The 14,213-nt window shown below is 74.9% G+C and carries 12 protein-coding genes; 6 read left to right on the forward strand and 6 right to left on the reverse strand.

Annotation, left to right across the window (positions count from 1 at the left end; all coding sequences use genetic code 11):
- Window positions 1-57: 57 nt before the first annotated feature.
- The 4 genes from cobG to ACWD0A_RS18365 all read left to right on the forward strand — a co-directional run bounded on the left by cobG (window position 58) and on the right by ACWD0A_RS18365 (window position 5,569).
- Window positions 58-1,473 carry a precorrin-3B synthase gene (gene cobG / locus ACWD0A_RS18350; RefSeq protein ID WP_451299273.1) on the forward strand — a complete coding sequence of 472 codons (1,416 nt, stop codon included), beginning with the start codon at window positions 58-60 and terminating at the stop codon, window positions 1,471-1,473.
- 11 nt (window positions 1,474-1,484) lie between these two features.
- Window positions 1,485-2,111, forward strand: a complete 627-nt coding sequence (locus ACWD0A_RS18355) for a precorrin-8X methylmutase (RefSeq protein WP_177150061.1) — start codon at window positions 1,485-1,487, stop codon at window positions 2,109-2,111.
- A 68-nt stretch (window positions 2,112-2,179) separates the two neighbouring features.
- The gene (gene cobJ / locus ACWD0A_RS18360; RefSeq protein WP_451299410.1) at window positions 2,180-3,610 is read left to right on the forward strand and encodes a precorrin-3B C(17)-methyltransferase; all 1,431 of its coding nucleotides are present in this window, start codon (window positions 2,180-2,182) and stop codon (window positions 3,608-3,610) included.
- A 252-nt stretch (window positions 3,611-3,862) separates the two neighbouring features.
- A complete protein-coding gene (locus ACWD0A_RS18365; RefSeq protein ID WP_451299275.1) occupies window positions 3,863-5,569 on the forward strand; it encodes a fibronectin type III domain-containing protein in 1,707 nt (568 codons plus the stop codon).
- A 46-nt stretch (window positions 5,570-5,615) separates the two neighbouring features.
- Here ACWD0A_RS18365 and ACWD0A_RS18370 read toward each other — a convergent pair whose 3' ends face one another.
- A complete protein-coding gene (locus ACWD0A_RS18370) occupies window positions 5,616-6,338 on the reverse strand; it encodes a cobalt-precorrin-6A reductase (protein WP_451299277.1) in 723 nt (240 codons plus the stop codon).
- Window positions 6,339-6,350: 12 nt separating this feature from the next.
- Here ACWD0A_RS18370 and ACWD0A_RS18375 point away from each other — a divergent pair, with 12 nt between their 5' ends.
- Window positions 6,351-7,472: a cobalt-precorrin-5B (C(1))-methyltransferase gene (locus ACWD0A_RS18375; protein WP_451299279.1), complete on the forward strand. Its 1,122-nt coding sequence runs from the start codon at window positions 6,351-6,353 to the stop codon at window positions 7,470-7,472.
- A gap of 822 nt (window positions 7,473-8,294) precedes the next feature.
- Here the strand turns inward: ACWD0A_RS18375 and cobM are convergent.
- On the reverse strand, window positions 8,295-9,044 hold the full coding sequence (cobM, locus tag ACWD0A_RS18380) for a precorrin-4 C(11)-methyltransferase (protein ID WP_451299281.1): 750 nt from the start codon (window positions 9,042-9,044) through the stop codon (window positions 8,295-8,297).
- Entirely contained in the window at window positions 9,041-10,288 is a 1,248-nt protein-coding gene (gene cbiE, locus ACWD0A_RS18385; protein WP_451299283.1) for a precorrin-6y C5,15-methyltransferase (decarboxylating) subunit CbiE, read from the reverse strand. The genes cobM and cbiE overlap by 4 nt, the downstream gene beginning before the upstream one ends.
- A gap of 144 nt (window positions 10,289-10,432) precedes the next feature.
- Between cbiE and ACWD0A_RS18390 the strand changes: the two genes are divergently transcribed.
- The gene (locus tag ACWD0A_RS18390; protein ID WP_451299285.1) at window positions 10,433-10,675 is read left to right on the forward strand and encodes a DUF2277 domain-containing protein; all 243 of its coding nucleotides are present in this window, start codon (window positions 10,433-10,435) and stop codon (window positions 10,673-10,675) included.
- On the opposite strand, the gene ACWD0A_RS18395 is transcribed toward ACWD0A_RS18390, so the two are convergent.
- The 3 genes from ACWD0A_RS18395 to ACWD0A_RS18405 all read right to left on the reverse strand — a co-directional run bounded on the left by ACWD0A_RS18395 (window position 10,647) and on the right by ACWD0A_RS18405 (window position 14,124).
- Entirely contained in the window at window positions 10,647-11,276 is a 630-nt protein-coding gene (locus ACWD0A_RS18395; protein ID WP_451299287.1) for a DedA family protein, read from the reverse strand. The two genes, ACWD0A_RS18390 and ACWD0A_RS18395, sit on opposite strands and share 29 nt — an antisense overlap.
- 296 nt (window positions 11,277-11,572) lie before the next feature.
- Window positions 11,573-12,040: a DoxX family protein gene (locus ACWD0A_RS18400; RefSeq protein ID WP_451299289.1), complete on the reverse strand. Its 468-nt coding sequence runs from the start codon at window positions 12,038-12,040 to the stop codon at window positions 11,573-11,575.
- Between the two features lie 56 nt (window positions 12,041-12,096).
- Window positions 12,097-14,124, reverse strand: coding sequence for an FAD/NAD(P)-binding protein (locus tag ACWD0A_RS18405; RefSeq protein ID WP_451299291.1), 2,028 nt, complete (start codon window positions 14,122-14,124; stop codon window positions 12,097-12,099).
- Window positions 14,125-14,213: the final 89 nt, after the last annotated feature.

A 14,213-nucleotide genomic window follows, 5' to 3' on the forward strand; every position in this document is an offset into this window, starting at 1 on the left:
GGGCCGTCACGTCTCCGGCAGCAGGTGGCCTGTGTGATGGTCGGTATGCTCGCCGCCATGCCCTCGGCCCCCTCGAACCGCCCGGACCGGGACGAAACTCCCGTACGGGACCGCGGTGATGCCTGCCCCGGCGCGCTGCGACTGCACACCGCGGACGACGGTGCGCTGGCGCGCGTCCGCGTGCCCGCGGGGGTGCTGAGCGCCCGGCAGGCGTACGCGCTGGCCGACGCGGCCGAGCGGCTCGGCGACGGCGCGCTCGACATCACATCCCGCGGCAACCTTCAGCTGAGGGGCCTCGACGGGGGCTGCGGAGGGGAGTTGGCGGCACTGCTGGACGCGGCGGGTCTGCTGCCCGCGCCCGCCCACGAGCGCGTGCGCAACGTCGTCGCCTCGCCGCTGTCCGGGCTGGACGGCCGCGGACACCTCGACGTGCAGCCGCTCGTACGCGAACTGGACGGGCTGCTGTGCGCGAGCGAGCGGGCCACGGCGCTGTCGGGCCGGTTCCTGTTCGCGCTGGACGACGGCCGCGGGGACATGGCGGGGCTCGGCGCGGATGTGATGTTGCTCGCAGAGCCGGGCGGGACGCGGGTGCGGGTCCTGCTCGGCGAGCAGACGCTGACGGTCGGCAGGCAGGACGGCGCGCGTGCGCTGCTGTTCGCGGCCGAGGCGTTCCTGGACGCGGCGGACGCCGGCGGCACGAGGGCGTGGCGGGTGCGGGAACTCCCTCCGGAGTACGCGGTGTCCCGCCAGGAACTCGCGCGCCGGCTGGGCGATGCGGGTATCGCGGCGGGTGCGGGTGCGGGTGCGGGTGCTGACGCGTCGCCCGGTGCGTCCGTGTTGTCCCGGTCCGGGCCGGGACCGGACGCCGGCCCGGCCGCGCGCGGCGGGGACGCCGACGCGGCCGCCCGGCCCGGACGGGGCGGCGAGCCCGCCACCCCCGTGCCCGGCGTCGTCCACGGCGCGCAAGGGGCCGCCTCACTCCACGTCGGCGTCGCCCTCGGACGGATGCGTGTCGCGCAGTGGCGGCTGCTCGCCCGGACCGCCGAGACGTACGGCACCGGCGAGTTGCGCGTCACGCCCTGGCGCGGCGTCGTCCTTCCCGGCGTTCCCGGCGCACTCCTGCCCGGCCTCGCCGACGCGGGCCTCGTCACCGGACCCGACTCCCCCTGGACCGGCGTCGGCGCCTGCACCGGACGGCCCGGCTGCGCCAAGTCCCTCGCCGACGTACGGGCCGACGCCACCGCGCGCATCGCCGCCGGCGCGGGCGGGCTGCCTGTGTACTGGTCCGGCTGCGAACGCCGTTGCGGGCACCCTCAGGGCGCCTGGGTGGACGTCGTCGCGACCGGCGACGGCCGCTACGACCTGACCGCACCCGGAGTACCGCGGCACACCGTCCCCCTGACCGAGCTCGCCGACGCCCTCGCGGCGGCGCGCACCAACCCCACCGACCCCACCGAACGACCGACGAAGTGAGCGAGAGCACAGTGTTCGACTACGAGAAGGACGGCGCGGAGATCTACCGCCAGTCCTTTGCCACGATCCGCGCGGAGGCGGACCTCGCCGGGCTGCCGGCCGAGGTCTCCCAGGTCGCGGTCCGCATGATTCACGCCTGCGGGATGGTCGACCTCGTCCGCGACCTCGCCCACTCCCCGGACGTCGTCCTGCACGCCCGCGCCGCCCTGCGCGCCGGCGCGCCGATCCTGTGCGACGCGCAGATGGTGGCGAGCGGCGTCACGCGCAAGCGGCTGCCCGCCGACAACGAGGTGATCTGCACGCTCTCCGACCCGTCCGTGCCCGCGCTCGCCGCCGAGATGGGCACCACGCGCAGCGCCGCCGCCCTCGAACTGTGGCGCGACCGGCTGGAGGGCTCCGTCGTCGCCGTCGGCAACGCCCCCACCGCGCTGTTCCGGCTCCTGGAGATGATCGAGCAGGGGGCGCCCCGCCCCGCCGCCGTCATAGGCGTTCCCGTCGGCTTCATCGGCGCCGCCGAGTCCAAGGACGCCCTGGCCGCCCACCCGCTGGGCCTCGAGCACCTCGTGGTGCGCGGCCGCCGCGGCGGCAGCGCCATGGCCGCCGCCGCCGTCAACGCGATCGCGAGCGAGGCGGAGTAGTGAGCGACGACCAGAAGACGACGGGGCGCCTCTACGGCGTCGGGCTCGGCCCCGGCGACCCGGAGCTGATGACCCTGCGCGCCGCGCGCATCATCGCCGAGGCGGACGTGATCGCGTATCACTGCGCGCGCCACGGCCGTTCCATCGCCCGCTCCATCGCCGCCCCGCATCTGCGCCCCGACCACATCGAGGAGCGCCTGATGTACCCGATCACGGTCGAGACGACCGACCATCCCGGCGGGTACCGCGGCGCGCTCGACGACTTCTACGAGGAGGCGGCGGCCCGGCTCGCCGAGCACCTCGACGCCGGGCGGACGGTGGCCGTCCTCGCCGAGGGCGACCCGTTCTTCTACGGCTCCTACCAGCACATGCACAAGCGGCTCGCGCACCGCTACCCGACCGAGGTCGTCCCCGGCGTCACCTCCATCAGTGCCGCCGCGGCCCGGCTCGGGACCCCGCTGTGCGAGGCGGAGGAGGTCCTCACGGTCATCCCCGGCACGCTGCCGGAAGAGGAGCTGACCGCCCGTCTCGCCGCGACCGACTCGGCCGTCGTGATGAAGCTCGGCCGTACCTTCCCCGCCGTGCGCCGCGCGATGGAGACCTCGGGCCGGCTGGACGAGGCCCGGTACGTGGAGCGGGCCACGATGAACGGCGAACGGACCGGGCGACTGGCCGGCATCGACCCGGCGTCGGTGCCGTACTTCTCCGTCGCCGTCGTGCCGAGCCGTATCGCCAACCCCCGGCCGGAGCCGGAGAGCGGCGAGGTCGTGGTCGTCGGCACGGGGCCCGCCGGCCCGTTGTGGCTGACGCCCGAGACGCGCCGCGCGCTCGCCGACGCCGACGAACTCGTCGGCTACACCACGTACCTGGACCGCGTCCCGCACCGCCCCGGCCAGATCCGGCACGGCTCCGACAACAAGGTGGAGTCCGAACGCGCCGAGTTCGCCCTGGACCTGGCGCGGCGCGGACGGCGGGTCGCCGTCGTCTCGGGCGGCGACCCGGGAGTCTTCGCCATGGCCACGGCGGTGCTGGAGGTCGCCTCCCAGGAGGAGTACCGGGACGTGCCCGTACGGGTGCTGCCGGGCGTGACCGCCGCGAACGCGGCGGCGGCCGCTGCGGGCGCCCCGCTCGGCCACGACTACGCCACGATCTCCCTGTCCGACCGGCTCAAGCCCTGGGAGGTCATCGCGGAGCGCCTGCGCGCGGCGGTCTCGGCGGACCTGGTCCTGGCGATCTACAACCCGGGCTCCCGCTCCCGTACCCATCAGGTCGCGGCCGCCCGTGACCTGCTGCTCGAACTCCGTTCGCCCGAGACCCCGGTGGTCGTGGCGCGGGACGTGGGCGGCCCGGAACAGTCGGTGCGGGTGGTGACCCTGAAGACGCTGGAGCCCTCCGAGGTCGACATGCGCACGCTGCTGCTGATCGGCTCGTCCCGGACCCAGGCGGTCGAGCGTGGCGACGGCCGCACGATCGCCTGGACGCCGCGCCGCTACGGGTGAACGCGCCGAGGCCGTCCGCGTCCGGGTGAGCGACGCGGACGGCCTTCCCGCGACGGCACCGGCTCCCGCGTGCCGGTTCGACGCCCGGACCGGCCGTGCCCTCGTACGGAGCGGAACAGGGCTGTACAGTCCTCCTCCGGCGGAACACCGGCCCCACCCGCACCGCCCCCCTCCCCCCGCGCATCGCTCCTTCATCTCGTGTTGAACAGCCCCGGCTTTGCGCCGCGTGGTCCGGAAAGGGCCCCAAACTCTGTGAACACTCGTACCCGGCTGAGCGCGCTGGCCACGACGGCCACCCTCGCCGCAGCGGGCGGTCTCCTCACCGCCACCCCGGCCTCCGCGGCTGTCACCTGCACCGCTCCGGTCTGGAAGGCGCAGTTCTTCGCCAACACCTCGTTCAGCGGCACGCCCAAGCTCACCAGCTGCGACGCCACCGTCAACGAGAACTACGGCACCGGAGACCCGGCCGGCGTGACCCTGCCGAGGGACAACTTCTCCGTCCGATGGTCCGTCACCCGCGACTTCGGCTCCGGCGGGCCGTTCACGTTCTCCGCCGCGACGCAGGACGGCGTCCGCGTGTACCTCGACGGGGTGCGCAAGATCGACCTGTGGCGGAACGTCTCCACCACGCAGAGCAAGACCGTCAACGTCACCGTCCCTGCCGGACGCCACACGATTCGCGTGGACTACGTGGCCTGGACGGGCGCCGCGAACGTCAAGTTCACCTACGCGCCCCGCACGTCGGCCACCGTCGACACGGTCCGGCCGCTCGCGCCCACCGGTACCTCGGTCGCGTACGACCGGACCGTCAACAAGGCCACGCTCCGCTGGTCGGCGAACAAGGAGATGGACCTCGCCGGTTACCGCGTCTACCGCCGGCTGAGCTCCACGTCCTGGGCGAAGGTCAGCGGCACGGCCCTCGTCACCGGCACCTCCTTCGTCAACTACCCGCCTGCCACCGGCGAATCGTTCCTCTACGAGGTCCGCGCCGTCGACAAGGCGGGCCGCGAGTCCTCGGGCAGCGCGGACGTGACCGTCACCAGTGTCGACCGGACCGCGCCGGCGGCACCGGGCGGGCTGACGGCGACGGACGGGCAGGGCGGGACGGCGCTGGCGTGGCAGCCGGTCACCGGCGCGACGAAGTACACCGTCTTCCGGCAGCAGCAGGGGCAGACCGACACCGGTGGCACCCACCCTGTGCTCCAGCTGGCCACGGTGACCTCGGCCTCCTGGACGGACACCACCGGCACCGAGCGGACGGGCTACACGTACGCCGTCTCCGCCACCGACGCGGCCGGCAACACGTCGGCGACACGGACCGTGGTCTCCGCAACGCGCGGCGACTACGCGCCCGTCGCGCCGACGGACGTGACGGCCCGTTTCGAGCCGCGCAACGGCATCGTCGTCAGCTGGACCCCCTCGTCCGGCGACGACGTCGACCATTACCGCCTGTACCGCTTCGGCTCCCTCTACAGGGAGGTCCGGGGCAGTACCTACACGGACATGACGGTCGACCACGGCACCACGTACACCTACACGGTGACCGCAGTGGACGAGGCGGGCAACGAGTCCCCCGTGTCCGCCTCCGCGTCCGCGACGACCGACGGCGACCTGGTCGCCCCGGCGCCCGTCACGGGCCTGAAGGCGACGGCCCGCGAGGACGGCGTGTTCCTGGAGTGGGCGCCGAGCACGGAGCCCGACCTCATGCGGTACGACGTCTACCGGGCCGACTGGTACCCGGACGGCGACGGTTCCGGCGATGGCGTGTGGCTGTACCGGCACGTCGCGTACGTCGGAGAGGCGGACACGTCGCTCCTGTACGGGGCGATCCCGGACGGCGAGACCGTGCGGTATGCCGTGGCCGCCCGCGACGACTGGGACAACTCGCTCGTCGAGTGGGACTTCGACGCCGTCTCCTGGGTCGAGGTGACGGAGCTCGGCGCTCCCGCCGCGAGCTGAGGCACCCGTGAACGAGGCCGCCGCGCCCCGCGAGGGGGCGGCGGCCTCAGCCGTGCACCCAGGCCGCCGCTTCCTCGACCGTCGCGGCCACCCGCACGCCCTCGGGCACCGGCGGTCTGCGCACGACCACCACCGGGATGCCCGCATCGCGGGCCGCGCGGAGCTTCGGGGCGGTCGCCGCGCCGCCGCTGTCCTTCGTCACCAGGACGTCGAGGCGGTGGGTGCGCAACAACTCTCTCTCGTCGTCGAGGGTGAAGGGGCCCCGGTCGAGAAGGATTTCGGTGCGGGCCGGCATCGGGGCCTCCGGCGCGTCCACCGACCGGACGAGGAACCACTGCGGGCAGTCCGCGAAGGCGGCGAGCCCCATGCGCCCGGTCGTCAGGAACACCCGCTCCCCGAGGCCGTCAAGTGCGCGGGCCGCCTCCGTCAGCGAGCCGACCGGGTGCCAGTCGTCGCCCTCGACCGGGACCCACCCGGGGCGGCGCAGTGCCAGCAGGGGAACATGGGCGGTGGCGGCCGCCCGGGCCGCGTTGAAGCTGATCCGCTCGGCGAAGGGATGGGTGGCGTCGATGACCGCGTCCACGTGGTGTGCGCGCACCCAGTCCACGAGCCCGTCCACACCGCCGAACCCGCCGACCCGTACCTCGCCCACCGGCAGCCGGGGGCTCGCGACGCGCCCGGCGAGTGAGCTGGTGACATGGACCTCGGGATGCAGGGTCGCGGCGAGGGCGCGGGCCTCGGTGGTCCCGCCGAGAATGAGTACGTGCACGGGAGTCCTTTCATGAGTTCAGGCGGCGGGCGGGACGCCCAACTCAAGCACACCGGTCTGCGGCCCGGATGGACGACCGGGGCGTGCGCCACGGCGGCGACCACGGCCGCGTACACGGCGCTGCTCACCGGGGAGTTCCCGGACCCGGTGACGATCACACTGCCGAAGGGCCAGACGCCCTCCTTCGCCCTGGCCGTCGAAGCCCTGACCGGCTCGTCGTCCGCCATGGCCGGGATCGTCAAGGACGCCGGCGACGACCCGGACGTGACGCACGGCGCGCTGGTCAGGGCGACGGTCCGCCTGCTGCCGGCCGGTTCCGGAGTCGTCTTCCGGGCCGGACCCGGCGTCGGCACGGTCACGCTGCCCGGCCTGCCCCTGGAGGTGGGCGAACCGGCGATCAACCCGGTTCCGCGCCAGATGATGCGCGACCACGTCGCGCTCGTGGCTCGCCGTCACGGCGGCACGGGGGACGTCGAGATCACCGTCTCCGTCGACGACGGCGAGGAGATCGCCCGCTCCACGTGGAACCCGCGGATCGGCATCCTCGGCGGCCTGTCCGTCCTCGGGACGACCGGCATCGTCGTCCCGTACTCCTGCTCGGCCTGGATCGACTCCATCCGCCGCGGTGTGGACGTGGCCCGCGCGGCGGGCCTGACGCACGTGGCGGGCTGTACGGGTTCGACCTCCGAGAAGACCGTGGCGACGCTCTACGACCTGCCGGAGATCGCCCTGCTCGACATGGGCGACTTCGCGGGCGCGGTGCTGAAGTACGTGCGGCGGCATCCGGTCGACCGGCTCACCGTCTGCGGCGGCTTCGCCAAGCTCTCCAAGCTGGCGGCCGGTCACCTGGACCTGCACTCGGCCCGCTCCCAGGTCGACAAGGGCTTCCTCGCCGCTCTGGCCCGCGCGGGCGGCGCGTCCGAGTCTCTCGCCGCGGAGATCGCCACGGCCAACACGGGCCTGGCGGCGCTGCGCCTGTGCGAGGCGGCGGGCGTCGCGCTCGGCGACCTCGTCGCGGCGAGGGCCCGCGACGAGGCCCTGTCGGTCCTGCGGGGGGCGCCGGTGGCGGTGGACGTGGTGTGCATCGACCGCGCGGGGACGGTGGTGGGCCGGTCGGCCCCGGCGGGGCCGTGAGCCGGTTTCCCGGCTGCGCCGTAGGCGGGTCTTGGGGCTGTGCCCCGAGGGCGCGGGTTGTGCCGCGTGGGGTGATTCCCCCGCCCCGCCCCTTCCCGAAACTCTGACGAGCCCCGGGGCTGCGCCCCGGCCCCGGCCGTGCGCGGGCTGCGCCGCGCGGGGCCTGTGGGGCTCCGCCCCGAACGCGCGCGGGACCTGTGGGGCTCCGCTCCTGCCCTCGCCCGTGGGCGGGCTTCGCCGCGGGAACCTGTGGGGACTCCGCCCCGAGGGCGCGGGTTGTGCCGCGTGGGGTGATTCCCCCGCCCCGCCCCTTCCCGAAACTCTGACGAGCCCCTGGGTCTCCGCCCCGGCCCCGGGCCGTGCGCGGGCTGCGCCGCGCGGGGCCTGTGGGGCTCCGCCCCGAACGCGCGCGGGACCTGTGGGGCTCCGCCCCTGCCCTCCGCCCGTGGGCGGGCTGCGCCGCGCGGGAACCTGCGGGGCTTCGCCCCGGCCTCGTCCGTGCGGGCTTCGCCGCGCGGGACCCGTGGGCCTCCGCCCCGGCCCCGTTCGGGCGGGCTTCGCCGCGCGGAATCCGGCCACCGTTGTGGGCAACTGTTCCGCTGGGCGATGGGGGCACCCCCGGACGGAGTCTGGGGGGCGCAACGCCACGGGGGCGTCGCACGGTTCGGGGCGCTCTCGGCCCGGGGGCCTGCGCCGCGCCCGTGCCGGGCGCACCCCGGGACGAGGGCCGCACCCGGGGGGCCTGCGCTGCCCCCCGTACCGGGCGCACCCCCGGGACCTGGGGCCGCGCCCCGTACCCGGGCGCATCCCGGGGCGGGTCCGTCAGCAGGTGTGGCGGTCGCGTTCCGGGGAGTACAGATGGCTGTCGCGGAACTGCGTCGCCGCCAGCGTGCGGCCCACCAGGATCACCGCCGTCCGCGTCACCCCCGCCGACGTCACCTGGTCCGCGATGTCCTCCAGCGTGCCCCGCAGGACCAGTTCGTCCGGGCGGCTCGCCATCGCCACGACCGCCGCCGGGCAGTCCTTGCCGTAGTGCGGGACCAGTTCGTCGACGACCCGGTCCACGTAGCGCGCCGCCAGGTGCAGCACCAGCAGCGCCCCGCTCCTGCCCAGCGTCGCCAGGTCCTCGCCCTCCGGCATCGGCGTCGCCTGCTGGGCGATACGCGTCAGGATCACCGTCTGGCCCACGGTCGGGACCGTGAGCTCCCGCTTCAGCGCCGCGGCCGCCGCCGCGAACGCCGGTACGCCCGGGACCACTTCGTACGGCACGCCCGCCGCGTCCAGCCGCCGCATCTGCTCGGCGACCGCGCTGAAGACCGACGGGTCGCCCGAGTGCAGCCGGGCGACGTCGTGGCCCTCCTCGTGGGCGCGGACCAGCTCGGCCGTGATGGCGTCCAGGTCCATCCGGGCCGTGTCCACCAGGCGCGCGTCCGGCGGGCATTCGGCCAGCAGCTCCGTGGGGACCAGGGAGCCGGCGTACAGGCAGACTCCGCACGACGCCAGCGTGCGCGCGCCGCGCACGGTGATCAGGTCGGCGGCTCCGGGGCCCGCACCGATGAAGTACACGGTCATGACAGTTCTCCGCTCTTGGTGACGGACCATTGGGTGACCGGCATCGCCTGGCGCCAGCCGGTGAACCCGCCGACGGGCACGGCGTGTGCGACCGCGAGCCGTACGAGCTCGCCGCCCAGCGCGCGGTACCGCTCGGCGAGCAGCGCCTCGGACTCCAGCGTCACGGTGTTGGCGACCAGCCGGCCGCCGGGCGCCAGCGCGTTCCAGCAGGCGTCCAGCAGGCCGGGGACGGTCAGCCCGCCACCGATGAACACGGCGTCGGGCGCGGGCAGCCCGGCCAGGGCCTCGGGCGCCGCTCCGCGCACGACGCGCAGGGCGGGCACGCCGAGGGTGTCGGCGTTGCGGGCGATGCGCTCGGCGCGCACGGCGTCGCGTTCGACGGTGACCGCGCGGCACGACGGATGCGTACGCATCCACTCGATCGCGATCGACCCCGACCCGCCGCCGATGTCCCACAGGAGTTCGCCGGGCGCGGGCGCGAGCGCCGCGAGGGTGGCGGCGCGGACATGGCGCTTGGTGAGCTGGCCGTCGTGCTCGTACGCCTCGTCCGGCAGACCCGGCGCGGCGGACAGCCGCAGGGCGCCGGGGGCGCGGCGGCAGTCGAGGGCGATGACGTTCAGCGGGTCGACGGCGCCGGCGGCGTCGGTGTCCCAGGTGTCGGCGGTGCCGTCGACGTGCCGCTCGGCGTCGGCGCCGAGCTGTGCGAGCACACGCATCCGCGTCGGGCCGTAGCCGCGGTCCCGCAACAGGGCGGCGACCTCGGCGGGCGTGTCCGCCCCCGTGCTGAGCACCAGCAGGCGGCGCCCGTCGTGCAGGGCGGCGGCGAGGCGGGCCGCCGGGCGGCCGACGAGTGTGACGACGCCGGTGTCCTCGACGGGCCAGCCGAGCCGGGCGCACGCGTACGAGACGGAGGACGGATGCGGCAGCACGCGCAGCGCGTGGGGCCCGAGCTCGTCGGCGAGGGCGCGCCCGATGCCGTGGAAGAAGGGGTCGCCGCTGGCGAGGACGGCGACGCGGCGCCCGGCGTGCGCGGCGAGGAGCCCGGGGACGGCGGGGCGCAGGGGGCTGGGCCACGGCACCCGTTCGCCGTCGCACTCGCCGGGCAGCAGCGCCAGCTGCCGCGTACCGCCGATGATCACCTCGGCTCCGCGCAGGGCGTCCTGGGAGGCGAGGGCGAGCCCCGGCCAGCCGTCCGCGCCGATCCCGACGACGGTCACTGCAGGTGGGCGCGGTGCGGGGGTCACGGAGTCGGGTACCTCGGGAAGCGGGGGAGGGGACGGAGCCGCACTCTACTGTCCGCCCGGGACCGGCCTGACGGGCCCCCGCCGCTTTTCCTCCCCGGGGCCCGACGCTCGCGGGCTGTCAGTGGCGCGCGGCACACTGGACGCATGTGCCGCAGCATCAAGACCCTTCGTCCGCCCGTGCTCCCCGAGGAGGCCACCGAGGAGGACATGCGCGCCGCCGCTCTGCAGTACGTGCGCAAGGTGTCCGGCTTCCGGGCGCCCGCCGCGCACAACCGGGAGGTGTTCGAGCAGGCCGTCGACGAGATCACCGAGGCCACCCGCAGGCTCCTCGAAGGGCTCGAGGTGCGCGGCGGGGCCGTCAGGCGACCGGCGTCGGACGCCGCATGACGTAGGCGGCCACCGACCCGGCCGCGAACAGCGCCAGCACCGACACCGCCGCGCCGACCCAGCTCGCGCCGAGCCACTGGCCGCCGAAGTAGCCGAGGCCGACGCTGTAGCCGGCCCAGGCCAGACCGGCCAGGGCCGACCACGGCAGGAACTCCCTCACCGTGCGTCGTGCGGCGCCCGCGCCCAGCGAGACGACCGACCGTCCGGCGGGCGCGAAGCGGGCGATGACGACGAGCGCTCCGCCGCCGCGGCTGAGCGCGGCGCCGAGACGTTCCTGCGCTCTGGTCAGGCGGCGGGAGCGGGCGATGGCCCGGTCGAAGCGGTCGCCGCCGCGCCAGGCGAGCCGGTAGGCGACCAGGTCGCCCAGCACGGACGCGGTCGCCGCGCAGAGCACGAGGACGAGCAGGGAGGGGACTTCGCGCTGCACCTGCCCCGCCGCGTCTGCGACGGTCGCCGTGGAGCCCGCGGCGGCAGCGGTCGCGGCCGTGATCACCAGCACACCGCTGGGCAGGACGGGCAGGAAGACGTCGAGGAGGACGGACAGGGCCACGACGGCGTAGATCCATGGGCTGCCGGTCAGCGACCCCACACTCTCCAGCACCTTGTTCTCTCCCCGGTTCCGGTGACAAGGCCGCTGTGTCGCGAGGGGCGCCAGGGGGCGGCTTGACAGCTGTACAGCGTACGCCCGGGTGACACGCGGAGATCGGGAGGGGGGCGGGAGGGGAGCCAGATGTCGTACACCGCGTGAACCCCCAGGGGGCGCGTACGACAGACGCGCGGAACGCGAAGCGCCCGGCCCCTCGTGACGAGGGACCGGGCGCCGCCGCACTCCGCGCGCGAGGCGCCAGGCTGGGAAACGGGCGGCCCAACGGCCGTGCGGAAAAGCGGGGTTGGGAGTCAGGCGGTCACGGCCGCCTTCTCCGCGCGGGCGCCCTCGCCCTCCCGCTCCGTGCCGCGTGCGCCGAACAGGCCGTCGAGCGCGAGCGCGCCGGGGCCGGTGAAGACCAGCAGCAGGAACGCCCAGCAGAACAGGGCGGACGCCTCGCCGCCGTTCTGGAGCGGGAACAGCGACTCCGGCTGGTGCACCGAGAAGTAGGCGTACGCCATCGAGCCGGACGCGAGGAACGCGGCGGTGCGCGTGCCGAGGCCGAGCAGCACCAGCGCGCCGGCGACGAGCTGGATGACCGCCGCGTACCAGTCGGGCCAGACGCCGGTCTCCACGGTGGTGCCGTTCATCCCGCCGAGCACGCCGAACAGCGAGGCGGCGCCGTGGCACAGGAACAGCAGGCCGACGACGATGCGGAACAGCCCGAGGGCGTACGGCTGCGCCTGATGCAGCCGACCGGAAAATGTGGGGGTTGCCATGGGACTCCTTCGGTCATGGGGGACGGAACCGATGAGGAGGTCCAGGTTAGGCGGACCTAATTCATACTTGCAAGTTCAACATTCGGCCGCCGTCCGAATTCCGCCCCGCTCTCGATGCCGGCCTCGATGTCCCTGCCCGGGCCGCGGCCCGCGCCCGCGAGCGGCGGGGCGAGCGAGCGCAGGGCCGCGCGCGCGACCGCGTCGGCATCCGACAGCGTCACCGAGTCCACGCCCGGCCGGGCGCCCGCCGCGGTCACCCAGTGCACGCCCTCGGTGGGCACGCCGAACGCGAACCGCCGTGGATGCGCCCGCCCCTGACGGTTGACCAGACGGTACGGGCGTGGTGTGACATCCAGACCTCCGGTTTCGTAACCGTCGATGGCGTGAGGGCGGCACTGGCCTGTCTTCAGCAGCCGGCCGAGCAGCTCGTCGCACGTCCTGCGCAGATCCGGCTCCGGCAGCCGCGCCTCGATGAGCGTGGTGAACGTCACGGCCGATCCCGGTACGTCCGGCGACTGCGCCGTGAACAGCCCGGCCTCGGTGCCCACCGACATCCGCGGCCCCACCACCTCCAGGACGCCCGCCTCGATCAGCGCCGTCATCTCCTCGATCCTGCGCCGGGGCGGGCCGATGGAGAGGAACGCGTTCAACGGCGTGTACCAGCGGTCGAGGTGGTCGCGGCGGGACGTACCGGTCAGACCTCCGTGGTCGACGATCAGGCGCAGCTCGTTGCGGACGTCGCGCAGCACGTCGAGAGCCGCCTTCACCGGGCCCTCGACATTGCCGAGCCCGGCGTGCGCGGCGTCCGCGCGCAGATACGCGAGCAGCCAGGCCCGGTGACCGGCGCGGGAGGTGAAGACCTCGCCCCGGTGCGGGCGTGCGAGGCGGTCCCACGACCAGCGGTCCGCCTCCGCCACGCCGAACGCCTCCAGCGTCTCGGCCTCCTCCGTACTGCCGTGCCCCGCCGCCAGGAACCGCTCACGGAAGGAGCCCGCGCCCGCGCCCCCGCCCGCGGTCTCACGCTCCCGGACCGCTGGCAGGGACGCGTAGTAGACGGTCTCCACCTCCTTGGCGACCAGCGGCCAGATCTCCGAGAGGAAGTCGGCCGGGTGCCCGGCCTCGGCCCGCGCACGGAAGCCGGCGATCACCTCCGGAGTCAGCACCAGCGGTTCGTGCCGTCCCGACGGGCCCTTGGCGTTGTCGCCGCGCGCCTGGTGGGGCACGCCCCGCCGCGAGCCCGCGTACAGCTTCGGCTCGCGCCCGGACGGACGGTAGACGAGTCCCCGCTCCCCGTCGCGGACGAACGAGCCGCCGCGGCCCGTCGTCAACAGGGCCAGATGGTCGAAGAAGCTGAGCCCCAGGCCGCGCAGCAGCACCCGCTCCCCGGCGGCGATGCCCGACAGGTCGAGGTCGGCCGGGTTGGCGGGCGGGAAGTGGCGCAGCCCCGGGCGGCGGGCCGCGTAGTCGGCGAGCTGCGCCGTGGACTGGCGCGAAACCACCGGCAGATGGCCCTGCGCGAGCACGACCGCGCTCAGCCCGGACAGCAGCGTGCCGTCGTCGAGCCGGAGCGACTGCAGGGGGTCCCGTACGTCGGCCGGGGCGTCCCGGTCGTCCTCCAGCCGTACGGCGAGGGCCCGGTGCACCCGTACCCGCACCGCCTCCGGCGCCGAGCCCACCGTGCGGGCGAAGGCCCACTCCAGGTAGCGCCCGTAGCAGGCGCGGGTGGGGTAGTCGTCGGGGGAGAGTCGCTCGCCGGGCCGGCCGGCGGCCCACTCGTACAGGCTCGGCCCCGGGCGTATCGGCCCCTCGCAGGCCACGCTGTCGTCCGTGAACACCGTCACCTGCGAGGCCACCGTGTTCATGAGCAGTTCGGCGTTCTGGTCGGTGCGCCACACGCGGCCGGCGCCGGGCGCGGCGGGGTCGACCACATGGACGGTCAGGGATGTGTCCGGGGCGAGGTCGGGGACGGAGGCGCAGAGCCGTTCGAGGAAACACGTGCCGCGGGGGCCTGCTCCGACGAGGGCTATCGCAAAGGGGCGGGGGGACTGCGCGGAACCTGCGGACAACACTGACTCCCGGGGCATGTGGGGTGCGCGACGGGCGCTGGAAGCGGATCGTCCGCCTCATCATGCCGGTGTCACGCCGCAGGCCGCCGGGCCGGGTCCGCGTCACC

This window comes from Streptomyces sp. NPDC002867 (genome assembly GCF_053591895.1).